The organism is Halomonas salsilacus (assembly GCF_051216275.1).
In the GTDB taxonomy this organism is placed as follows: Bacteria; Pseudomonadota; Gammaproteobacteria; order Pseudomonadales; family Halomonadaceae; genus Halomonas.
Map to the genome: position 1 here is coordinate 89,396 of NZ_JBPKAQ010000009.1, position 22,622 is coordinate 112,017.

At 60.7% G+C, this 22,622-nt stretch carries 17 protein-coding genes; 14 read left to right on the plus strand and 3 right to left on the minus strand.

The genetic code is table 11. The features are described 5' to 3' along the window. Nucleotides 1-2: 2 nt before the first annotated feature. Both ACR80S_RS13450 and tolA read right to left on the minus strand, forming a co-directional pair. A complete protein-coding gene (locus tag ACR80S_RS13450) occupies nucleotides 3-194 on the minus strand; it encodes a S24/S26 family peptidase (RefSeq protein WP_435403484.1) in 192 nt (63 codons plus the stop codon). 130 nt (nucleotides 195-324) lie between these two features. After that, nucleotides 325-1,002 (minus strand): cell envelope integrity protein TolA, encoded by a 678-nt coding sequence (tolA, locus tag ACR80S_RS13455; protein WP_435403485.1) that lies wholly within the window; start codon nucleotides 1,000-1,002, stop codon nucleotides 325-327. 201 nt (nucleotides 1,003-1,203) lie between these two features. Here tolA and mads1 point away from each other — a divergent pair, with 201 nt between their 5' ends. The 12 genes from mads1 (at nucleotide 1,204) to brxL (ending at nucleotide 20,483) form a co-directional block, all read left to right on the plus strand. Next, on the plus strand, nucleotides 1,204-1,398 hold the full coding sequence (mads1, locus tag ACR80S_RS13460) for a methylation-associated defense system helix-turn-helix domain-containing protein MAD1 (protein ID WP_435403486.1): 195 nt from the start codon (nucleotides 1,204-1,206) through the stop codon (nucleotides 1,396-1,398). After that, entirely contained in the window at nucleotides 1,391-2,215 is an 825-nt protein-coding gene (locus ACR80S_RS13465; RefSeq protein ID WP_435403487.1) for a hypothetical protein, read from the plus strand. Before mads1 ends, ACR80S_RS13465 begins: the two co-directional genes overlap by 8 nt. Beyond that, nucleotides 2,202-2,753: a BREX protein BrxB domain-containing protein gene (locus tag ACR80S_RS13470; protein ID WP_435403488.1), complete on the plus strand. Its 552-nt coding sequence runs from the start codon at nucleotides 2,202-2,204 to the stop codon at nucleotides 2,751-2,753. The genes ACR80S_RS13465 and ACR80S_RS13470 overlap by 14 nt, the downstream gene beginning before the upstream one ends. Nucleotides 2,754-2,802: 49 nt before the next feature. Beyond that, complete coding sequence (gene brxC, locus ACR80S_RS13475; RefSeq protein ID WP_435403489.1) at nucleotides 2,803-6,237, plus strand: BREX system P-loop protein BrxC; 3,435 nt, start codon at nucleotides 2,803-2,805, stop codon at nucleotides 6,235-6,237. A gap of 16 nt (nucleotides 6,238-6,253) precedes the next feature. Further along, entirely contained in the window at nucleotides 6,254-7,966 is a 1,713-nt protein-coding gene (locus ACR80S_RS13480) for an RNA-binding domain-containing protein (RefSeq protein WP_435403490.1), read from the plus strand. A 120-nt stretch (nucleotides 7,967-8,086) separates the two neighbouring features. Beyond that, complete coding sequence (locus tag ACR80S_RS13485) at nucleotides 8,087-8,935, plus strand: hypothetical protein (RefSeq protein ID WP_435403491.1); 849 nt, start codon at nucleotides 8,087-8,089, stop codon at nucleotides 8,933-8,935. Beyond that, nucleotides 8,887-11,436: an Eco57I restriction-modification methylase domain-containing protein gene (locus ACR80S_RS13490; RefSeq protein WP_435403562.1), complete on the plus strand. Its 2,550-nt coding sequence runs from the start codon at nucleotides 8,887-8,889 to the stop codon at nucleotides 11,434-11,436. The genes ACR80S_RS13485 and ACR80S_RS13490 overlap by 49 nt, the downstream gene beginning before the upstream one ends. 2 nt (nucleotides 11,437-11,438) lie before the next feature. Next, nucleotides 11,439-14,096 (plus strand): TrlF family AAA-like ATPase, encoded by a 2,658-nt coding sequence (locus tag ACR80S_RS13495; RefSeq protein WP_435403492.1) that lies wholly within the window; start codon nucleotides 11,439-11,441, stop codon nucleotides 14,094-14,096. Between the two features lie 51 nt (nucleotides 14,097-14,147). After that, a complete protein-coding gene (locus ACR80S_RS13500) occupies nucleotides 14,148-15,443 on the plus strand; it encodes an AAA family ATPase (RefSeq protein ID WP_435403493.1) in 1,296 nt (431 codons plus the stop codon). Next, the gene (locus ACR80S_RS13505) at nucleotides 15,440-16,048 is read left to right on the plus strand and encodes an HNH endonuclease family protein (RefSeq protein ID WP_435403494.1); all 609 of its coding nucleotides are present in this window, start codon (nucleotides 15,440-15,442) and stop codon (nucleotides 16,046-16,048) included. Before ACR80S_RS13500 ends, ACR80S_RS13505 begins: the two co-directional genes overlap by 4 nt. After that, nucleotides 16,045-18,378 (plus strand): BREX-1 system phosphatase PglZ type B, encoded by a 2,334-nt coding sequence (pglZ, locus tag ACR80S_RS13510; RefSeq protein WP_435403495.1) that lies wholly within the window; start codon nucleotides 16,045-16,047, stop codon nucleotides 18,376-18,378. Before ACR80S_RS13505 ends, pglZ begins: the two co-directional genes overlap by 4 nt. Before the next feature lie 44 nt (nucleotides 18,379-18,422). Then, nucleotides 18,423-20,483: a protease Lon-related BREX system protein BrxL gene (gene brxL, locus ACR80S_RS13515; protein ID WP_435403496.1), complete on the plus strand. Its 2,061-nt coding sequence runs from the start codon at nucleotides 18,423-18,425 to the stop codon at nucleotides 20,481-20,483. 8 nt (nucleotides 20,484-20,491) lie between these two features. On the opposite strand, the gene ACR80S_RS13520 is transcribed toward brxL, so the two are convergent. After that, a complete protein-coding gene (locus ACR80S_RS13520) occupies nucleotides 20,492-20,722 on the minus strand; it encodes a hypothetical protein (protein ID WP_435403497.1) in 231 nt (76 codons plus the stop codon). A gap of 324 nt (nucleotides 20,723-21,046) precedes the next feature. Between ACR80S_RS13520 and ACR80S_RS13525 the strand changes: the two genes are divergently transcribed. Both ACR80S_RS13525 and ACR80S_RS13530 read left to right on the plus strand, forming a co-directional pair. Then, nucleotides 21,047-21,640, plus strand: coding sequence for a TetR/AcrR family transcriptional regulator (locus ACR80S_RS13525; protein WP_435403498.1), 594 nt, complete (start codon nucleotides 21,047-21,049; stop codon nucleotides 21,638-21,640). Next, nucleotides 21,637-22,587 carry a DMT family transporter gene (locus ACR80S_RS13530; RefSeq protein ID WP_435403499.1) on the plus strand — a complete coding sequence of 317 codons (951 nt, stop codon included), beginning with the start codon at nucleotides 21,637-21,639 and terminating at the stop codon, nucleotides 22,585-22,587. The genes ACR80S_RS13525 and ACR80S_RS13530 overlap by 4 nt, the downstream gene beginning before the upstream one ends. Nucleotides 22,588-22,622: the final 35 nt, after the last annotated feature.

Consider the following 22,622-nt stretch of genomic DNA (forward strand, 5'->3'; position numbering starts at 1 on the left):
TCCTAGGCGCGGACAAAGAAGGTCGCTGTCGGGTGCTTCACGACGTAGGCGTGCAGGTTGATGTCGGCGCCGAGGTGATCATCGGCGGGGCTGGGGACGCCTGCACGGACGCGGCTGCCGAACAGCGGCCGGGTAACAACCCCGGCGATGGGCGCGGCACGTCCGAGCACCTGGCCGGTGATGGGCTGGGTCATCAACATCACGTTGAAAAGCGTGGGGCTCAGTCCGGATTATTATCGGCTATTCCGCCGTCATCACCAACAAACTTACCAACCCCATCTCCGGCTCATAACTCGATTCTTTATCGCGCAGAACTTTGCAATATCATCGAACATCGCCCGGTGAAAAACGCAAATTGAATTGGCGATAATCACGTTGCAGACCAACTGGCAACTCCTGAAGTTCGGAAAAAGGCGCTGCCGCTTCCACAGCCAGGAGCGCTGAACGATCAGTAGCTTGGTCACCGCTGCTGCGGGTGATCGAAGCCCCAAAAAGCTCACCGGAGGGACCCAGACGCACCGCAACCTCTGCGACTTGATGGTTAGGCGCATCGGCAGGCATCACCCAGGCCTCCTCTACCTCGCGGCGCACACGGTTGATGAAGGCGTAGGCCACCTCCTGTCCCTGTTGCGCATTGCCAACGACGGCGCTATTGCCGGCGATAGCATGTCCAAGCCGCTGGCGAGCCGCCTCAGCGGCTTGAAGAGTGGCCACCTCGCGCTGACGCTGGGCATGCTCCTCGGCTTGACGCTGGCGTACGGTTTCACTGATGTCGTTTCGTGCCCTCGACTCCGCTACCTCCTGCCGCAGGGTTTCGAGGTCGTGATGCGCCTGCTCCAGCTCCTGCTCGACATGTCGTAAGCGCTCAACCTCCGTGGCATGTGATTGGCTTATCTCCGAATCTTCGTTCCAAGGCAAGAACGACAACACACCATATGTCGACGCTCCTGCCCCAACGGCGCTAGCCAGGACACATGCGACCACCATGCTGACATTTTTCATAGTTGCTCCCGGCTGTAGTACGGCCCCAGTTACCAAGCAATGATGCGACCAAGGTGTCATCAGCTCAAACAAATGCGCTAAGCCGTGGCGTAAGGGGTTATCAAAGGCCCCCTGCTGAAGGGCAACCGTCTCGTGCCAGTCAGCACAAACCCATCTCAAACTCTGCTAAAGTCTGTCAAAACCAGCTGCAGTGGTGGAAACATGGAAGACCGTTGGCTCTCCGTCGATGAGATCGGCGAGTACCTTGGCGTGAAGCGAGACACCGTCTATCGCTGGATCTCCGAGCGAGCAATGCCCGCCCACCGCATCGGGCGGCTATGGAAGTTCAAGCGCAACGAGGTGGACGACTGGGTCCGCAACGGCGGTGCCAGCGAGGGAAGCAAGACCGATGCGTGATCAGGCCACCCTTAAACGGCTGGGCTTCATGATCCAGCAGGGCAGCACCCATACGGCCCGCACCCTGATGCTCAGCGAGTTGAACACCCTGTTCGACCACGTCCCCGATGCGGCTAGCAAGGATGAGTACCTGGCCGCTATCCGCGATGCCAACTGTCTGGCCAAGCGCTCTGGTCGTAGTCGGAAGCTCACGGCCAGCCACCTGGCCGATCTCTATGGTCTCGACCCTGCCAACCCCATCTACGCCGGCATGCGCTACTTCTGGTCGCGGGATGAGGCCGCACGACCCCAGCTCGCTCTGCTGGCAGCGTCTGCCCGAGACTCCCTGCTCCAGGATCTCGCCCCCGCCATTCTCGCCAAGCCGCTGGGCACGTCGATCACGCGCGAATCAGTCGAGGAGGCCATCGAGCAGCGCTGGCCGGGGCGCTTCAGCTCGGTCACCCGAGAATCCATCGCCCAGCGGGTCAATAGCAGCCTGGTGCAAGTCGGCTACTTGCTTGGCCCAATCAAGAGAGTGCGGGTTCATCTAGAACCTGCGACAGGCACCGTGGCCTATGCACTCTACCTTGCCTGGCTGCAGGGCGGCCGGGGCGAGCTGCTGCTGCAGAGCCCCTGGTGCAAGCTGCTGGACGCCAGCCATGACCGTCTGCTGGAACTGGCAGCCCAAGCCTCGGCCAAGGGCTGGATGGTGATGCGCCGGGTCGACAACGTGATCGATATCGACTTCCCGGCCCTCACCCAGGTGGTCAGCCAGGCACTGAAGAGCAATGAACCCGCCACTGCCGCCCAGCAGGAGATCTTCCATGAGCAAGGTTAAGCGCCTGATCGACTCATACGGCCGCTTCATCGCCCTGCCCTGGCGCGACGACGCCGCGGCGGCCCAACGTGTCGTTTTCTGCGTCTACCCGGAAACCGAGGAGCTTCGCCTGCGCGCCAACCTCGGCGAGTTCGAGCTTGTCACGCGCCAGAACGGCCATGAGTGGATGGCCTTCGACCTGACCGACACCTTCGCCCTGTGGATGGCCGAGCAGAAATATGCCAAAGGGTACTTCAGGTCTCCGGCCAAGCTGGCTACGGTGATACATCGCTATCTGGATTGGCTGGAAGCACGCTTCACCGCCGAGCTATCTACCCAGGGTGCCGGCAAAAATCACGTCGTCACCTTGTATGGCGTCGGCAGTCTGTTTGGCCTGCTGAAGGTCAAGGAAGTCGTCGAGCGGCTGGCCCCTCACGTTAACGGCCGACTCGCCGTGCTGTTCCCGGGCAGCTTCGAGAACAACAACTACCGGCTGCTGGACGGCTACGACGGCTGGAACTACCTGGCCACACCGATTACCGCCGACGGGGCCCGCTGAGCCACCGCCCGCACCAATTCGAAATTCGCTACCGCAGGGGAAAGGACGCATGCGCAACCGCGATATCTACGCCAAGGACCCATCCCAGCAGCGCCTGGTCAACGAGGGCGTCGCCTATGTCAACGACGACAGAAGCGACCGAGCCCAGAAGGTGCTGCGCTATGAGCTGGAGACCTTCGTCTGCGACGGCCAGTATGCCAGAGGCATGCAGGACATCCTTGACACATACCTGCGCAACCTGAGCGGCGGTGCCTCCCAGCAGCCCGGCGTATGGATCAGCGGCTTCTTCGGTTCAGGCAAATCCCACATGGCCAAGATGCTGCGCAACCTGTGGGAAGACGTCACCCTCGACGACGGTGCCACCGCCCGTGGCCTTGTCCATCTGCCTCAGGAGATCCTGGACCTTTTCAAGGAGCTCTCCACCCAGGGCAAGCGCCACGGCGGCCTGTTTGCCGCCTCCGGCACCCTGGGGGCCAGCTCCCGCGACAAGAGCGTGCGCCTGGCGCTACTCTCGGTGATCTTCCGGGCTGCCGGCCTGCCCCAGCACTATCCAGTCGCCCGCTTCGTGATGTGGCTGCGCGACGAGGGCATCCTTGAGCAGGTACGCGAGGACGTCGTGAGCCGCGGCGACGACTGGCAGGAGGAGCTCGACAACTTCTACGTCGCCGAGTCATTGCATGAAGCACTGGCCCGGGCCAAGCCGAAAGTTTTCGGCGGCGTGGAGTCCTTCACTGAGACCCTCAGCCACCTCTACCCCCACGTCAACGACATCAGCAGCGACGAGATGCTCAAGGCCATCCGCCAGGCGCTAAGTCGCGACGGCAAGATGCCGCTCACCCTAGTGGTGCTGGATGAGGTGCAGCAATACATCGGCACCGACGGCCAGCGCTCCATCGATGTTCAGGAAGCGGTGGAAGCCTGCTGCAAGGAGATCGGCAGCCGGCTGATGTTCATCGGTACCGGCCAGACCGCCATCACCGGCACCCGCAACCTGGCACGCCTGCAGGGCCGCTTCACCACCCGCATCGAGCTCTCCGATGCCGACGTCGACGCCGTCATCCGCCAGGTGGTGCTGGCCAAGAAGCCCGAAGCCAAGGCCCCCGTCAGCGAGGTGATGGAGAGCAACCTGGGTGAGATCTCACGCCACCTGGCCGAGACCTCCATCGCCCACCGCCAAGAGGACACCCGCCACTTCGCCCAGGACTACCCCATCCTGCCGGTGCGCCGTCGCTTCTGGGATGCCGCCCTGCGGGTGCTCGACCAGACCGGCACCGACAGCCAGCTGCGCAACCAGCTCAGCATGATCCACAAGGCGATCCAGACCAACCTGGACGCGCCTCTGGGCAACATCATCCCCGGCGACTACCTCTACTTCGACGCCACCGACAAGCTGCTGCAGTTCCGCATGCTGCCGCGCAAGCTCCACGACGCCACCCAGCAGTGGCGTAACGGCAGCGAAGACGAGCAGCTGATGGCCCGCGCCTGTGCCGTGGTCTTCCTGATCAACAAGGTCGCCAGCACCAATACCGAGCTCGGCTTGCACCCTACCCTGGCCAATATCGCCGACCTGCTGGTCGATGACCTCAAGGCCGGCAGCAGCTCGCTGCGCAGCCGCCTGCCGGGCCTTCTCGACGCCTGCGAGTTCATCATCAAGGTGGGCGAGGAGTACCGCATCCAGACCGAGGAGAGCGCCGCCTGGAACGACGCCTTCCTCTCCCACAAGAGCACCCTGGGCAACGCCACGCACCAGATCGAGACCGAGCGCGACGACCTGATCCGTCAGCATTTCGCCAAGCAGGTCGGCAACCTTACGGTGAACCACGGCGAGTCCAGGGTGCCGCGCCCGCTCTCGCCGGTCTTTGACATGAGACTGCCCAAGGATGCCGCCGAGAGGCTTTACGTCTGGGTGCGCAACGGCTGGTCCGATGACATCAGCCAGGTACGTGCCGATGCCCGTCAGGCAGGGTCGGAATCCCCCACCCTGTTCGTGTTCATTCCCAAGCGCTCCGCCGATGAGCTGCGCAACCAGCTGATCGAGTTCAAGGCCGCCAGCGCCACTCTGGAGACCCGCGGCACCCCCGGCACCCCCGAAGGGGAAGAGGCACGAGCCGCCATGCAGACCACCCGCGATGCCGCCCAGCGGCGCATTCGCGAGCTGCTGGACGAGGCCTTCAATGGCGCCCAGGTGTTCCAGGGCGGCGGTAACGAGATCGTCGGGGCTACCCTTCGCGACACCATCCAGGAAGGCGCCGAGAACGCCCTGGCGCGTCTGCACCCCAAGTTCCACCTGGCCGATCACGCCGGCTGGGACAAGGTCTACGCCAAGGCCAAGCAGGGCGCTCCCGATGCTCTCAAGGCCGTGGGCTACGACGGCGATCCGCAGAGTCACGCCGTCTGCAAGGCGGTCCTGAGCTACCTCGGCAACGGCAAGAAGGGCAGCGAGATCCGCGACCACTTCGAGCACGGCGACTATGGCTGGCCCCAGGACGCCATCGATGGTGCCCTGCAGGTACTGCTGGTCGCCGGCCAGATCCGTACAGCCGATGGTACTGCCCCCCAGGAGCTCGACCGTCGCGCCATCGGCAAGACAGAGTTCCGCGTGGAGGCCACGACCATCTCCGCGGGGGAGCGCATCAAGATTCGCAAGGTGATGCAGAAGCTCGGCGTGCAGGCCAAGTCCGGCGAAGAGTCGGCCAAGGCGCCTGAGTTCGCCGACAAGCTCCGAACCCTGGCGGAGCAAGCGGGTGGCGAGCCGCCGGCTCCGGAGGCCCCGCGCCTGGATGCCCTGGAAGCCGTGCGCACCAGCAGCGGCAACGACCAGCTCAAGGCCATCGTCAGCAACCAGGCCGAGCTGCTGGCTGCCATCGACGAGTGGCAGGCCATTGCCGACAAGATCAAGCAGCGACGCCCCGCCTGGGCCACCCTCAAGCAGCTGGCCGGCCACGCCAAGAGCCTGCCCGACGCCGAGCCGCTGCTGGCCCAGGTCAGCCAGATCCGCGAGCACCGCTCGCTGCTGGATGACCCCGACCCGGTACAGCCGCTGCTGGCCAACCTCACCCAGCAGTTCCGCGACACCTTCAACGAGCTGCAGCAGCGCTATGAGGCAGAGCACGCCGCCGGCATGCAACGCCTGGAGGCCGACGACAACTGGCAGCAGCTCTCGCCGGACCAGCGCCACGACCTGCTGGCCGCCAAGCGCCTGACGGCCCACGACGCCCCCGAGATCACCCTCGGCGGCACCGACCAGGTGCTTGAGACCCTGAACCATGTGCGCCCCGACGCCCTGGCCGACCGCATTGCCGCGCTGCCCAGCCGCTTCGACGAGGTACTGGTCAAGGCCGCCGAGGAGATGGAGCCCGAGGTGCAGTTCGTGAGCCTGCCGCGCCGCACCCTCAAGAGCGAGGCCGACATCGACGCCTGGCTGGAGGATGTTCGCCGTGAGCTGCGCGAGGCCCTGCAGGACGGGCCGGTAATTACCCAGTAGGAGCGGCAAACGGACCATGAGATCACGCCGTGATATCGAAGCGCTGCTGGAGGAGCTGGAGCACTGCATCGCAGACGACCTGGAAGACCAGGACCTGGACTTCAAGCAGTGGGATACCCAAAGCCGCGACAAAGCTGTGAGGAAGGTAGTCGAGATGGCCATCTGCATGGCCAACGGCGGAGGAGGCAGCGTGGTGTTCGGCGTGGCCGACCGTATCTCGGGGCGCGAGCAGGCCGTGCTGGGCGTACCCCAGGAAATCGACGTCAATATCCTGAAGAAAGCCGTCTACGACCAGACCGACCCGCATATCACCCCGGTGTTCGAGGAGCTCCACGTGCCGGAAGGCACCGGCCGTGTGCTGATCATGCAAGTGCATGAGGGCATACCGCCCCATACCGACACCAAAGGTGGCGGCACCATACGCATCGGTAAGGAGTGTAAGCCGCTCACCGGCACCCAGCGCCGCAAGATCGGCGTGGAGACCGGAGACACCGACTACACCGCCGAGACGCTGGGCCCCGTCGACGATACGCTCTTCTCTCCCGTTGCCTTGGAAGCACTGCGCAACCTCGCTCAGCGTGAAAGAGCCCCCGACGAACTCCTGCGCCGCTCCGGCCGCGAGCTACTCGATAGCCTGGGACTGATTCGCAAGGGGCAGGTCACTCGTGCCGCCATCCTGCTGGCAGGTACCGAAGAGGCGCTGCGCGAGCATGTGCCCGGGCACCTGTGGACCTTCCTGCAGATGCGCTCCGATACCGACTACGGCATTCGCGAGGACCGCGTCAGTGCCCTGCCCCTCTCGGTGCAGCGCATCGAGGAACTGCTGGTGCCCTTCAACCCCATCACCACCGTGCAGCAGGGCATGTTCCACTTCGAATACCGTACCTGGCCCGAGGTCGCGGTGCGTGAGGCGCTGATGAATGCCTTCTGTCACGGAGACCTGCGCCTTGCCGGCCCCGTGATGGTCAAGCTCTACCCCCAGCGCCTGGAGATCAGCAACAACGGTGGCTTCATCGCCGGTATCAGTGAGCACAACATCCTCCACCACCAGCCCGCCGCCCGTAACCCCCTGCTGGTCGATGCACTGGTCAAGCTGCGCCTGGTCAATCGCAGTAACCTCGGCGTTAGCCGCATGTTTGAGGCCATGCTGATGGAAGGCAAGGAGCCCCCGGTGATCCGCGAGATCGGCGACTCCGTGGCAGTGATCTTCCACAAGCGGGAGATCAATGCCGCGTTTCGGCAGTTTGTGGCCGAAGAGAGCGAGCGCGGCCTCAGCCTCGGGGTCGATCAGCTGCTGCTGCTGCAATATTTCCTGCAGCACCCCGAGGTGGATACCGCCACGGCAGCGGGGCTCTGTCAGCGCACCGAGCCTGAAACCCGAGAGCTGCTCGCCGATATGGAGCGACAGGGCTACGTGGAGCATGGGGGGAGCGGTCGCGGGGCCTATTGGAGCATTCACCCCGAACTCTATGCACGGCTTCGTGCCGATGGCAACGCGGAGACACGCCGCCGCATCGACTGGGATGCCGCCAAGACCCGGGTACTCAGCATCCTGATCGAACGCGCCAAGCGCGGTGAGGTGGGTCTCAGCAACAAGGAGATCCGCCAGATCACCCGGTTCGACCGCAACCACGCCTATCGCCTGATGCGCGAGCTACGGGAAGAGAACCCACAGATCCAGCCCCCCGGTAAGGGCAAACACGCCCGTTACGAATACCGCAATACGTAGCGCAATGCGCTGCGCATTAGATTGAGCATTAAACGCCGCCCAATGCGCACAACAATGCTCACATGCAATAGAACACGCATTCGCAGGGATACCGTGGAAGGAAACTACATGGACAGCAGCATGCAGCCACTAGACAAGACACTCCGCAACCAACTCGACCGCACCGTGCGCAAGGCGCGACCTGTCGCCGAACAGGCCGCCGAGGCTGCCCTGGAGCAGCTCGGCGTCGGCGAGGAGACCCCGCCCAGCTACCTGAGTGACAACCAGCGCGCCCTGCGCCGCCGGCTTCGCGCCCATGCCCGCAGCCTGGGCGACCCCCTCAAGGAGGGCGCCCAGGCGGTCACCCGGCTGATCGGCGAAATCGCCTACGAGCACTGGCACCGCATGCTGTTCGCCCGCTTCCTGGCCGAGAACGAGCTGCTGATGTACGACGGCGTGGCCGTTACCCTGGAAGAGTGCGAGGAGCTGGCTGAAGAGGAAGGCCATGCCAGCGGCTGGGCACTGGCCGCCCGGCTGGCCAGCACCATGCTGCCCCAGGTGTTTCGCGTCGACAGCCCGGTATTCGAGCTCACCCTGGCCGCCGAATACCAGCGCGAGCTGGAGGCGCTGCTGGCCGGCCTGCCGGTGGAGGTCTTCCACGCCAGCGACAGCCTGGGCTGGGTCTATCAGTTCTGGCAGACCGACAACAAGGAGCGCATCAACCGCTCCGAGGTGAAGATCGGCGCCGACGAGCTGCCCGCCGACTGTCGGAAGCCGACCTGGCCAGCGCCGCAAGCGAGCAGGCGCTGCGCGACAAGGCCAGCCTGCCCGGCGTGCCGCTGGAGTATCTGCGCTTCGTCAGAGACGAAGAGGCCGGCCACTGGACGCCCGCCGCCGGCACCTTCGACGCCTGGCCACAGAGCCTCGCCGAGCTCAAGACCCTGGACCCCTGCTGCGGTAGCGGCCACTTCCTTGTCGCCGCCCTGCTGATGCTGGTGCCCATGCGCATGGAGCTGGAGGGTTTGAACGCTCGTGATGCCGTGGATGCCGTGCTGCGCGACAACTTGCACGGGCTGGAGATCGACCAGCGCTGCGTGGAACTCGCCGCCTTCGCCCTGGCCCTTACCGCCTGGCGCTATCCGGATGCCGGCGGCTACCGCAGTCTGCCGGAGCTTCATCTGGCTTGTTCCGGCCTGCCTATATCCGTGAGAAAAAGTACGTGGCTAGATCTTTCCCAAAACAACAATAACTTAAGCAACGCTTTAGAAAAGCTATATGATCAATTTAAACTAGCCCCTCAGCTTGGCAGCTTAATAGACCCTGGAAAAACTCTCGGGAGTGGAACTCTTTTTGAGACCTCTTGGAGAGAGGTCTCAAATATCATCGAAAGCACACTGGAAAACTATAGCGATGACAATAAAAATGAATTATCTATCGTCGCCAAAGGGACTGCAAAATCCGCAAAACTACTTTCTGGAAAGTACCACCTCATAGCCACCAATGTCCCATATTTGAAAAGGGGCTCTCAGCCCGAACAACTAACCAAACTTGCTGATGATTTTTACACAGATTCAAAGCAAGACTTAGCCACCATGATGATATCCCGGTGGATAAAATCACTTGACCATGGTGGCATCATGGCAACAGTTTCCATGCAAAGCATGCTTACAAAAAAAGGCTATACAAACCTTAGGCAGCGCCTACTTGACGAGCATGGCGTTCCTTTAGTGGCCAGGCTGGGATCAGGAGCATTTGAGGCAATCACTGGAGAAGTGGTTAGCGTAGCACTTTATTTTATAAATAACTCCACTCAAAGAAAAATCAACTTTATCGATATTGAGAAAACAGATGGAACGCAGAGTATCATTTTTAATTTGCTAGAGAATTCAGCAGAAAAAATCGATATCGCCGATATAACCGCTGACCCTGCACTTAGAATCAGAGTGGGAGCATCAGCATCAGCTGGTTATTTGCGTGACTATGCGGATGCTCTACATGGGCAAGGTGTAGGCGATGGAATCGCCTTTTACAAGAAGCACTGGGAAAGAGAGCTGCCCTCATCAGACTGGGAGTATTATCAACTAGCCCCAGCAACCACCGCAGCATTCTCTGGCCGTGAAGATATCGTCCTTTGGGAGAAGGAAAGGGGGAGAATGGCTGAACTTGCCAAATCTGTAAGGCACTTAAACCACAAAGCACAGCAATGGCGAAGCGGAAAGCCAAACTGGGGCCATAAAGGAATTGTAATCAGCCTTGTAGGAGAGAAGAGAGCCACCCTTTACACCGGGCAAATCTATGGAGAAAACTGTTGCGTTGTCATCCCAAAGAACAGCAGCGACATTCAAAGGATATGGAGATACGTTCGCTCTGGAGTATTTGCCGAAGAGCTTTTAAAGATTGAATCAGGATTTGCTGCGTCAGTGAAAACCATGCTCGCAGTACCTTATGACCCCAACACCTGGGAAGAGTCCCACATTCCGTTCCCAGACATAAATAAACCATTCTCAAACGATCCAGTACAGTGGATCTACCACGGCCACCCCTGCGGCTCGGTGGTCTGGGACGAAGAGGCCAAATGCACCGCCCATGGCACGTTGCGCACCGACGACACCGTACTGCAGGTCGCCGTGGCCCGGCTGCTGGGCTACCGCTGGCCGGCAGAGAAGGACCCGGAGATGGAGCTGGCCGAGGAACAACGTGAGTGGGTCAACTGCTGTGAAGAATTACTCGACCATGCCGACCGCGACGGCATCGTCTGTCTGCCCGCCGTACGCGGCGAGCGGCGCGCCGTGGATCGGCTGGAGGCGCTGCTGGCCGACGCCTACGGCGACCAGTGGTCCGCCACCACCCGCGGCAAACTGCTGGAGAGCGTCGACCACGCCGGCAAGGACCTGGAGAGCTGGCTGCGCGACAAATTCTTCGCTCAGCACTGCAAGCTGTTCCAGAACCGCCCCTTCATCTGGCACATCTGGGACGGCCTCAAGGACGGCTTCTCGGCGCTGGTGAACTACCACAAGCTCGACTACAAGGCCCTGGAAACCCTCACCTACACCTACCTGGGCGACTGGATCACGCAGCAGAAGAAGCAGATTGGCGAAGGGGTCGACGGCGCCGAAGGCCGCCTGGCCGCCGCCGAGGCGCTACAAAAGAGCCTGGAGCTGATCCTCGAAGGCGAAGAGCCCTACGATATCTTCGTGCGCTGGAAGCCCCTGGAGGAGCAGCCCATCGGCTGGCACCCGGATCTCAACGACGGCGTGCGCCTCAATATCCGCCCCTTCCTGTCCGTCCCCGACGTCAAGAGGAGAGGCGCTGGCGTGCTCGTCCACAAGCCCAACATCCACTGGAAGAAGGACCGCGGCAAGGACGTGGAATCCGCCCCCTGGTATAACCTCGGCCCCCAGCTGGGCGGGGCCAAGGGCGACCGGATCAACGACTACCACCTCACGCTGGCGGCGAAGAAGGCTGCGAGCAAACAAGCAGAGGGAAAATGACCATGACGGCGACTTACACCGGTGCCAAGTTCTGGAAGTGCGCGCTACAGGTCAATCCCTATCGCTATGCGGAAACATACCGCAGGCAATCCCATGGCTTGTCTGAAGAGGCGTACAACCAGCAACTGATCGATACCTGTCTGGAAGAAGGGATCAAGATCCTTGGTATTGCGGACCACGGCAGCGTTGAGGATGTCGAAGCCATTCGCCGTGCGGCTGAACCCCACGGCATAGTGGTATTTCCTGGCTTCGAGATCGCCTCCAGCGAGCAGGCTCATTTTGTATGTCTGTTCCCGGAAGACATGGACCTCCGTGATCTCCATGGTCAGATGACTGTGGGGCTTGGTATCAATACTCAAAATCCAGAGGCCCCTGTCCACAAGGCTGCTCAGGAGATCTTGCAAAAAGTCAAAGGCTTAGGCGGCTTTGCTTTCGCTGCACACGCTACCAATGATGATGGTGTTCTCAAGCAGCGCTTGCATAATGTTTGGCGACTATCTGAGCTCACTGCAGCACAGATTCCAGGCCCAGCTGAAAGCCTCAAGAAGACCGAAAGCGGATTCTTTTATAAGGTCGTCAGGAACAAGGACGAAAACTACAAAAGAGAAAAGCCTTTAGCCGTGATCAATGCACGTGACATCGAAGCACCGGAAACGCTAAGGCACCCGAGCGCATCTTGTCTAGTCAAGATGACAAAACCTTGCTTTGCATCGTTCAAGCAGGCGTTTCTCGATCCGGACTCCCGCATTCGACTCAACTCAGATGCACCACAGCATTACGCTTCGTCAATAGAAAGGATCAAGGTCGTGGGCGGCTATTTGGACGGCCTGGACATAGTATTAGCTGACCATCTCAATGCCGTTATCGGTGGAAGAGGATCGGGGAAATCAACGTTAATCGAGTGCATTCGCTTTGCACTTTCTATCCAGCCTTTAGGCAGGAGTGCTCAAAAGCAGCACAAAGCCACAATTGAGGAAAACCTGGGCAAGGAAAAAGCTCAGGTATTTTTAACAGTACGCTCATCGACCATGCACGGCAGGCGATTTACCGTATCACGCCGTCACGGTGACAACTCAGTCGTCAAGGATGAAAGCGGTACAATTGTACCGTTTACACCCAGCGAACTTCTTCCTCGCTTTGAGTGTTTTGGCCAGAACGAGATTTATGAGATAACACAAGAAGCAAATGATCAGCGGCGACTTCTTGCCAGATTCCTTCAGTCATCGGATAGTGATCATGAAGCAAGGCTCACTGGCATCCGGAAAGAGCTGGCAGAAATCCGTCAGTCCATTATTAAAGCAAACCAGCAACAGGCAGAAATCGAGGCTGACGTCGAGCAGCTTCCCAAGCTGGAGGCAAAAGCGGAACATTATAAGTCACTCGGCCTTGAAGAAAAGCTAAAAATAGTTCCTTTGTTGGAAAAAGAACAGCAGCTTAGCACAAAGGCAAAAGAGGATATCAGCCGAATTTGCGACGCTATTGAATACGCACGAGAAGGGTTGCCCGACAGCACATTCCTTAGCGATAACGCACTAGCTAATCTACCAGATGCCTGCATCCTGCGTCAGCAACGCGCAACCTTGGATAAGCTGCGCGCAAGCGTCGAGCGGCTGCTCGAAGAAGCCATCAATTCAGCCCGTCTCGCTCAAGGTGAGCACCAAGCACTGGAGACTCAGCTGCTGGAAAAGGTCCAGCAGCAAGAGGCTGATTTGGAAAAGCACTTCAAGCAAATTCCTGAAAGCCAAGGTAAGTCTGGCCGGGAGATTGGCAACGACTACAAAAGTATTCTGCAGGCGATTGAGCGAATTCAACCCAAGCAAACCAAGCTGCAACAGCGCCAGGCACATCTGGATGCACTATGGAGCGAGCGACAGCGCCTGTTGGCTGAACTCGGTGATACGCTTAGCGAACGCGCTTCCACCCTCAAACAAGCTCTGAAACGGCTGCAAAGAAAGCTCAAGGGGAAGCTACGCCTTGACATGAAGGTTGAAGGAGACCGGAAGCCTCTTTTGGACTTCTTGAAGAATTGCAATCTTGAAGGCATCGGTGAGAAGCGCTTGGCATGGGTACTGGAGTGTGATGCCTCCCCTGTTCGCTTAGCCAATATCATTCGAAAGGGGCGGGACTCTTTGCTTGAGCAGGATTGGGGGGTAGTGCCTACGGCCGCTGATGCCCTAGCCAGGCTTCCAGAAAGTAAGCTTCTGGAGCTGGAAGAGCTTTCTCTTCCGGATCACGTTACTATCGAGCTAAATGTAGCCCATGACGATGCTCAAGAGCAGTATAAGCCGCTAGAGCGTCTCTCTACTGGCCAGCAATGTACGGCAATCCTGCACTTGCTGTTGCTCGACAACCAGGACCCGCTCATTCTTGACCAGCCTGAAGACAACCTCGATAACGCCTTTATTGCCGAACGTATCGTCGCGGAACTACGCAAGGCAAAGCTCGATCGCCAATTCCTCTTTGCCACGCACAATGCCAATATCCCGGTTTTCGGTGATGCAGAGTGGATTGGCGTCTTTGCGGCAGATGATGGTCAGGCAACGATTCCTGAGCAGCACCAAGGGGCCATTGACCTTCCGGAGATACAGAGACTGTCGGCAGATATCCTCGAAGGTGGAAGAGACGCTTTTGACCAACGACGATTAAAGTATGGTTTTTAACTACAGTTAACCGCCCTACGTGTCACGGCATAAGATTTTAGGGAACCTTAGATGCTCAAATCACTGAAAATCGAAGGCGTAGGCCCGGCGCAGAAAATGACGCTGGACTTCGGCTCGCGACTCAACCTGCTGACCGGCGACAACGGTCTGGGCAAGAGTTTCCTGCTGGATATCGCCTGGTGGGCCCTGACACGCAAGTGGCCGGCTCAGATCAACACCAAGCTGACATCGGGCAATATGGCCAGGCCCACAGAAGGAGAAGGGAAGATCTCCTTCGAGTTCACTGGCAAGGCCAAGGCCGAGCGCTACACCAGCACCTTCAAGCCCAAGGAGCAAGACTGGACGGGGCGGCCGGGGCGCCCCTCCAACCCGGGCCTGGTCCTCTACGCCATGTCCGACGGCAGCTTTGCCGTCTGGGATCCCGCACGCAACTACTGGGTGGCGCATAAGAACCTAGATATCCAGGAACGGCAGCCGGCCTATGTGTTCAGCCCGGCCGAGGTCTGGGACGGCTTACGAACCGATGACGACAAGTGGCTGTGCAACGGCCTGATCCGCGACTGGGCCGGATGGCAGAAGGAGAATGGGCAGGCGTTCCAGCAGCTGAAGAAGGTGCTAGAGGTACTTTCACCCTCCCCCGAAGAACTGCTGACGCCTGGTGAACTAACTCGCATCAGCCTGGACGACGTGCGCGATATTCCCACGGTACGCATGCCTTACCAGCAGGATGTGCCGGTCATTCATGCCTCTTCCGGCATGCGTCGTATCATGGCGCTGGCCTACTTCCTGGTTTGGGCCTGGCAGGAGCATCGACAGGCATCCAAGCTGCTCCAGCAGCCCGAGACCCATCAGATCATCTTCCTGATCGATGAGGTGGAGTCCCACCTTCACCCGAGCTGGCAGCGCAAGATCGTGCCGGCGCTGCTCAAGCTGATGGATAACTTGGCCCAGGAGGCCGAGACACAGTTGATCACCGCGACACACTCACCGCTAATCATGGCCTCCGTCGAGCCCTGGTTCGATCACCGGCAGGATGCCTGGCTCGACCTGGATATCCATCATGAGCACGATAACTTACCACCCCAAGTAAAGTTGACACGCCGTGAGTTTGTTCGTCTTGGCGACGCCAGCCGCTGGCTGACCAGCGAGGCCTTCGACCTGCCCAGTGCTCGCTCGGAGGAGGCCGAGCAAGCGTTGAACGACGCCTCCGAGGCACTCAAGCGCGAGGACCTGAGCAAGAATGAGGCGTTGGCACTGGATGCACGATTACGCGAGGTGCTCGGCGATACCGATCCCTTCTGGATGCGCTGGCGATTCGTCGCAGAGAAGAAGGGGTGGTTGGAATGATTCGTGTAGTGCCGAAGCCGGAACCTGCCGAATTCGATGCGCGGGTGCGTCAGCATGGCCGTGCCTGGCTACAAGAGCGAGGCTGGCTCCGCCCTCAGTCCTTGCCTGCTGGCACGGGCAAGGAGCTGCCGACCTATTGGCGAGAGTGCCTGGGTGAACTGCATAGACGCTACGACGGCATTTGCGCCTATCTCTGTGTCTATATCGAGCGCGTGACCGGCGGCGCCACAGTGGATCACTTCATCGCCAAGTCACCGCGGCCTGACCTGGCCTACGAATGGGACAACTACCGCCTGGCCTGCTCGATCATGAACAGCCGGAAGAGGGACTACAGCAAGGTCATGGACCCTTTCACTATCCATGATGGCTGGTTTCGACTGGAGCTGGTCAGCGGCAGTATTTACCCATCGCCCGAGCTCGAGGGTAGGCAGCAAGAGCAAGTGGCCTACACCATCAAGCGACTCGGGCTCGACGATGCGGGCAACCGCGAACTCCGTGCCAGGCACTTTCAGGATTTTCTGGAAGGCGAGTACACTGCCGCGTTTTTACGAAAACGCTCTCCATTCGTGTACCAGGAAGCCTTGCGAGAAGGATATTTGGAATGACCTTGCTCGAACAGCTCAAGCGAGCCATCCGCAGCGCCGCCGCCTACAACCCCGATGTGCAGGCTGCGCCGGCCTGCATCCTGTGGCCGGACCGCGAGCGGCTGTGGGAGCCGGTGATTGCCCAGATCCAGGCCGAGCTGCCTGAGCTTCTGGTGCTGGGCGACTATGCCCCCGAGCAGCACCGCGGCCCGGCGATCTGGCTGCGAGGCGCCATCGCCGGAACGGTAGACGGCATCGAGCTGGACGATGCGACCCCGCCTATCCTCTACCTGCCAGGAGTGGGGCGCCAGGACCTACGCGCCGTCAGCGAGTGCCCGGAAGCTTTGAAGCCCCTGGCCGAGCTGCAGTACCGGGGCACACTCTGGTCCCAGGTCAACGCCAAGGACTGGACGCCGCGGGCGTTCATCTCCTCCCAGCAGGGCGGTCTGGGCCTGGACGTGGCCGGTGACGCTGCCACACGCCAGGCGCTGCTGTCCGCCTTGCCGCGGTTGCTCCGGGAGTCACTCGCAGACTTGCAGGGACGCCACCTGGATGCCGAGGCCTTCAATACGCTGCTCACCGGGGGCGACCCGGTACGTGACCTGCTGGACTGGCTTAACCAACCCGAGGTCATGAAGACCAGCCGTCCCCATCACGAATGGCAGGCCTTCTGCCAGGTATGCGACTCCCGCTATGGCATACACCCGGATAAACAGAGCGTGCTGGATGCTCTGGAGCGCTTCACTCAGCGCCAGGGCAGCTGGAAAACGGTATGGGCGCGTTTCGCCGAGGCCCCGCACCGCTATCCGGATCTCATCGAACAGCTGGCTCAACTCACGCCACCGGATCTTGGACTGTTTCCCGAGCCTGTCGAGATGGCCGTATGGCCGCAGCTCAACCGCCAGGAGGAGGAGCGCCTCTATCACGACCTGTGCGCGCTCGGTCAGCTTCCCGCCCATGAGGCAAGGGAGCGGCTGGAGGACCTGGAACGCGAGCATGGCCATCGCCGCGGCTGGGTGTGGGCTGAGCTGGGCGAGAGCCCGCTGGCCATGGCCTTGGCCCCTCTCGGCGAGCTGGCCAGGGTGACGCGGCGCAGCCTGGCGGGTGGCCAGGCAGAGGATATGCGCCAGGCTTACCTGGACGAGGGCTGGAAGGCCGATGATGCCCTGCTCAGGGCGCTGGATCATGTGACCGGCCAGCGCGAGCAGGAAGCCATTTTCGCGGCAATACGCGCGATGTATCGGCGCTGGGCTGATGAAACCGCCCGCCATCTTCAGAAGGTGTGGCAGCCAGGCGTAGATGGCCTGCAACGCGGCGCTGTATCTCCCCATGCTCAGCCAGGCGAGTGCGTGCTGTTCGTGGATGGCCTGCGCATGGATTGCGGCAAGCGGCTCTCCCAGCGTCTGGCCAGCCGCGGCCTGGACGTCGCCGAACACAGCACCTGGGCGGCGTTGCCCAGCGTCACCGGCACCGGCAAATACGCCGTAGCGCCCATCCTTGGCAGCCACGCCATAAAGGAAGAACCGGACGGTTACCAGTTCACCCCCATCACCCGCCATCTGTTCCAGAAGCTGCTGCGCGATAACGGCTGGCTGGTGCTGGAACGCCGCCAGGTAGAGCAGCTGCACAAGGAGATTCTCGACACTACCAAGCCAGCCTGGTGCGAGTTCGGCGATATCGATCATGCCGGCCATGAGCGCGGCTGGAAGCTGGCCCAGCACATCGATGACATGCTGGCCGAGGTGGCAGAGCGCATCCAGGCGCTGCTGGCTCAGGGTTGGTCACAGGTTCGCGTGGTGACCGATCACGGCTGGCTGCTGCTGCCGGGAGAGCTGAGCAAGACCGAGCTCCCAGTCAGCCTGGTTGAGACCAAGTGGGGGCGCTGTGCGGCGCTCAAGCCGGGCGCCCATACAGACGCGGCTCGCTTTCCCTGGTACTGGAACGAGCAGGTACACTTCGCCCTGGCGGAGAGCATCCACTGCTTCAAGGCGGGCGAGACCTACACCCATGGTGGTCTCAGCCTTCAGGAGTGCGTGACGCCGGAACTGGTGGTGACCGGCAGCGCCGGCCCCAAGCCCTCGGTACTGATCGATGATCTGGTTTGGAAAGGGCTGCGCTGCACCCTGGTGGTGGAGGGCGACAGCGATAGGCTGACGCTGGATGTTCGTCGGCATGCCGGCGACGCGGCCAGCAGCCTGGTGCTCTCACCGAAGCCATTCAAGGCAGGGGGCAAGGGCTCGGTCGTCGTCGACGATGATGACCTGGAAGGGGAAACCGCCTACGCCGTGGTGCTGGATGACAACGGCAAGGTCTTGGCTCAGCGCTCCACCACCATCGGTGGCGGTGCATAGCCCTTGATAACAGACGCCCTTGATAACAGACATACGGAGACGTCATGGAACTCGATGATCTGGATCGCAAGGCGGCCGAGCTGCTGGACGGCTATCTGGTGCGCAAGGATCTGGTGCGCACCTTCGCCCGCCAGTTCCCGGTGCCTACCTACGTGGTGGAGTTCCTGCTCGGCCGCTATTGTGCCAGCACCGATCCAGAAGAGATCGAGGAAGGGCTGGAAGTGGTCCAGCGGCAGCTCAAGTCGCGCACCATCAAGGCCGGCGAGGAGGAGCTGTTCAAGGCTCGCGCTCGCGAGAAGGGCGAGATCAAGATCATCGACCTGATCCAGGCCCGCCTGGATACCAAGAACGACACCTACATGGCCAGCCTGCCCAGCCTGCGCCTGACCGACGTGCGGATCCCAGATGACCTGGTCAGCGAGCATGAGCGGATGCTGACCGGCGGCTTCTATGCTGAGCTGACCCTGGAGTACGACGCCAGCATCGCCCAGGAGCAAGGCGGGCGCCCCTTCGGCATCCGCGCCCTGCGCGAGATCCAGCTCTCCAAGCGGGACGTGCTCGATGAGCTAGCCGCTGCCCGCCGTCACTTCACCACCGAAGAGTGGAAGGCCTTCCTGCTGCGCTCCACCGGCATCGAGCCTGCAGGCCTCACCGAGCGCCAGAAGGACGCCATGCTGCTGCGCATGGTGCCCTTCGTGGAGCGCAACTATAACGTCGTCGAGCTTGGTCCCCGCGGCACCGGCAAGAGCCACCTCTTCCAGCAGGTCTCGCCCTATGCCCACCTAATCTCCGGCGGCAAGGCCACCGTGGCCAAGATGTTCGTCAACAACGCCAACGGCCAGCGCGGCCTGGTGTGCCAGTACGACGTGGTCTGCTTCGACGAGGTGTCCGGTATCTCGTTCGACAACAAGGACGGCGTCAACATCATGAAGGGCTACATGGAGAGCGGCGAGTTCTCCCGCGGCAAGGAGAGCATCCGCGCCGATGGTTCCATCGTACTGGTGGGCAACTTCGATGTGGACGTGGAACACCAGCAGCGCATCGGCCACCTGTTTGGGCCGCTGCCGGAGGAGATGCGCCACGATACGGCCTTCATGGACCGCATCCATGCCTTCCTGCCCGGCTGGGACGTGCCCAAGGTCAGCAAGGAACTGCTTACCGACCACTTCGGCCTGGTCAGCGATTTCCTGTCGGAGTGCTGGAGCCAACTGCGCAGCCAGAGTCGCGTCTCCCAGTGGCAGGGGCGCGTCTTTTTCGGCGGAGCACTCTCCGGCCGCGACACCAACGCCGTCAACAAGACAGCCAGCGGCCTGCTGAAACTGCTCTATCCCGGCGATGACCTGTCACCCAGCGACGACGACCTGGAGTGGGCGATCCATATCGCCATGGAGGCGCGCCGGCGGGTCAAGGAACAGCAGAAGCGCATCGGCGCTGCCGAGTTCCGCAACACTCACTTCAGCTACACCATGGGTGAAGATGGCGTGGAGAAGTTCGTCGCCACTCCGGAGCTGCAGAGCGACAACAGCATCGGAAACGATCCGCTGGAGCCCGGCCAGGTTTGGAGCATCAGCCCCGGCGGCCAAGCCAGCAACGGCCAGGAGGAGCATCCGGGCCTGTTCCGCATTGAGGTCAACGAAGGCCCCGGCTCGGGGGTGAAGATCCTCAACAAGCCGGTGCCTCCCGCCTTCCGGGAAAGCATCGGCTACGCCGAGCAGAACCTCTACACCCGCGCCGGCCAGCTGGTCGGCGACAAGGATCCGCGTCAGCATGAGTTCACCGTTCAGCTGCGCGCCTTCGATGCCGCCAAGTCCGGCACCAAGCTGGGGGTCGCCGCGCTGATCGCCATGAGCTCATCCCTACTCAAGCGCAGCCTGCGTGGCGGCCTGATCGTGGTGGGCGAGATCAACCTCGGCGGCTCTATCGAGCCGATCCACAATCCGGTCACGTTGGTGGAAATTGCCGTGGAGAAAGGCGCCACAGCCATCCTGATGCCCGTCACCTGCCGCAAGCTGCTGTTCGACCTCTCGGACGAGATGGCCACCAAGGTGGACACCCAGTTCTACCTGGATGCCCGGGATGCGTTGCTGAAGTCGCTGGGCGAGTAGCGCAGCACCTACACCAGCTTGAACGGCTCGATGTCGCGGAAAATGCCGGTCTTGGTCATGTCGCGGCCCACGGCGAACGCCTCCATGGCGACCACCGGGGCCACCTGGTCCAGCCTGTCGAAGTGGATGCTGCCCCACTGGTTGCGGGCGACCTTGACGCTGAACAAGTACTGGTCACGCTCGCCGCCGGTGGCCGGGTCAGTGATCTGGCGATAGCCGGAGACCCTCGCCTCCTGCACGGCGGGCAGGCGCTAACATTGCGCCCAGTACGCGAAAAGCGATGCCGTGGACGTGGTCCCGTAGAGCTCACGCTTCAGGTCCCGCTGATACACATGGCGAGACAAAACTGCAGGTCAACCTCACAGGACGACCTCGGTATGCTGCCACCCTCACGCTGGAGAGAGGCTCTACACATCTAACTCAGGGGCGAATTACACACCCAACGACGGAAAGCCGAAAATTACCACCTCCTACCAAGCACAAAGCCTGAGGAACACCTTGACCTGAAACGAAGGGTAGGTAGACTGGTCTACCTACCCTTCAAATATCATGATGCTGTCAACATGGCCACAAAAACACATACCCAAGCTCCTAAGAGCGCCCATGACCGCCTGCTTGAGGCAGCTTGTACGCTGTTCTACTGCGACGGCATTACAGCAACGGGGGTTGACGCTATCGTGAAACGAGCAGGTGTCGCCAAGAAAAGCCTCTACAACAATTTCGCCTCAAAGGGCGATCTGGTGAGCTCATACCTAGAAACCCGTCATTTGGAGTGGTTAGCGTTATACGAAACACGTTTGAGGCAAGCCATAACTTCTCGTGACAAGGTGATGGCGGTTTTCCTAGCGTATGAAGACCATGCTGAACATGCCTATGAGCGAGGCTTTCGCGGCTGTGGGCTGCTGAATGCTGCTGCAGAGCTACCTGCCGGTGATGCTGGCAGAGCGGTAGTCAGAAGGCACAAGGAGCAAGTTGAAGCTTTGCTGTCCAACCACCTCAGCGAAATACTGAGCGATGATACGAAGCGAGCATCTCAATTGGCACATCATCTTGCCTTCTTACTTGAGGGCGCCATGGCTCGCGCCGGCCTGGAAGAGCGCAGCAACTGCCTTATTCATGCTAGAGGTATGGCTGCTGCCATGCTGGACGCGTTATGAATCGAACTGTTAATGAACGTCTGCTGGGCATAACAACTGTCCTCATTGCCGCCACCCTCTGGGGGACCACCGGCACCGCTGCGACCTTCGCCCCTGATGTCAGCGCCGTGGCAATCGGTGCCGTGGCAATGGGGGGGGGTGGCCTGATGCAGGCCATACTATCTGCAGGACGGATCCATCGCCATGCCAGGCTGCTGCGAGATCAATGGAGATGCCTGCTACTAGGGGCTATTGCAGTGGCGATCTATCCGCTAGCGTTCTACGCCTCCATGCGACTGGCCGGCGTGACCATTGGTACGGTAGTGTCTATCGGTTCAGCACCACTCCTCTCGGCACTTATCGAATATCGACTGGATGGTCTACGGCTCACTAAGCGTTGGATGACCGGTGCCGGATTCGGGCTAGCCGGCATGTTGTTACTTTGCCTTGCAGAGAGAAGCGGTCATGTAGCAACCGGGGCTGATTCAGACGTTATTCCTGGCGTGCTATTAGGCTTACTGGCCGGCCTTAGCTATGCTCTGTACTCGTGGGCGGCACGCCGCCTGATGCAGCGAGGCATAGCCTCTAGAGCAGCCATGGGGGCCACCTTTGGTATCGGGGGCCTGATGCTGATGCCAGTGTTATTGATCACGGGAGCACCGCTTCTGGCCTCATGGGGGAACGCATCGGTAGGACTCTACATGGCCCTGGTGCCAATGCTTCTTGGGTATCTGTGTTTCGGGCACGGCCTATCTCGTATCCCTGCCAGCACTGCCACGACGATCACACTCTTCGAACCAGTTGTCGCAGCTGGTCTAGCCGTAGTTATCGTAGGAGAACGTCTCCCACCGATTGGCTGGGCTGGCATCGTGCTAATACTGGCTTGCTTAGTGTGCATCAGCGCCCCAGTCAAAGCTAGCAAGCTAAAAGAAACCAGCTCGATGTCCAACTCTGATGCTCCCCTATAACACGATGACCGTAATGCAAAAAACGCGTGTTTCTT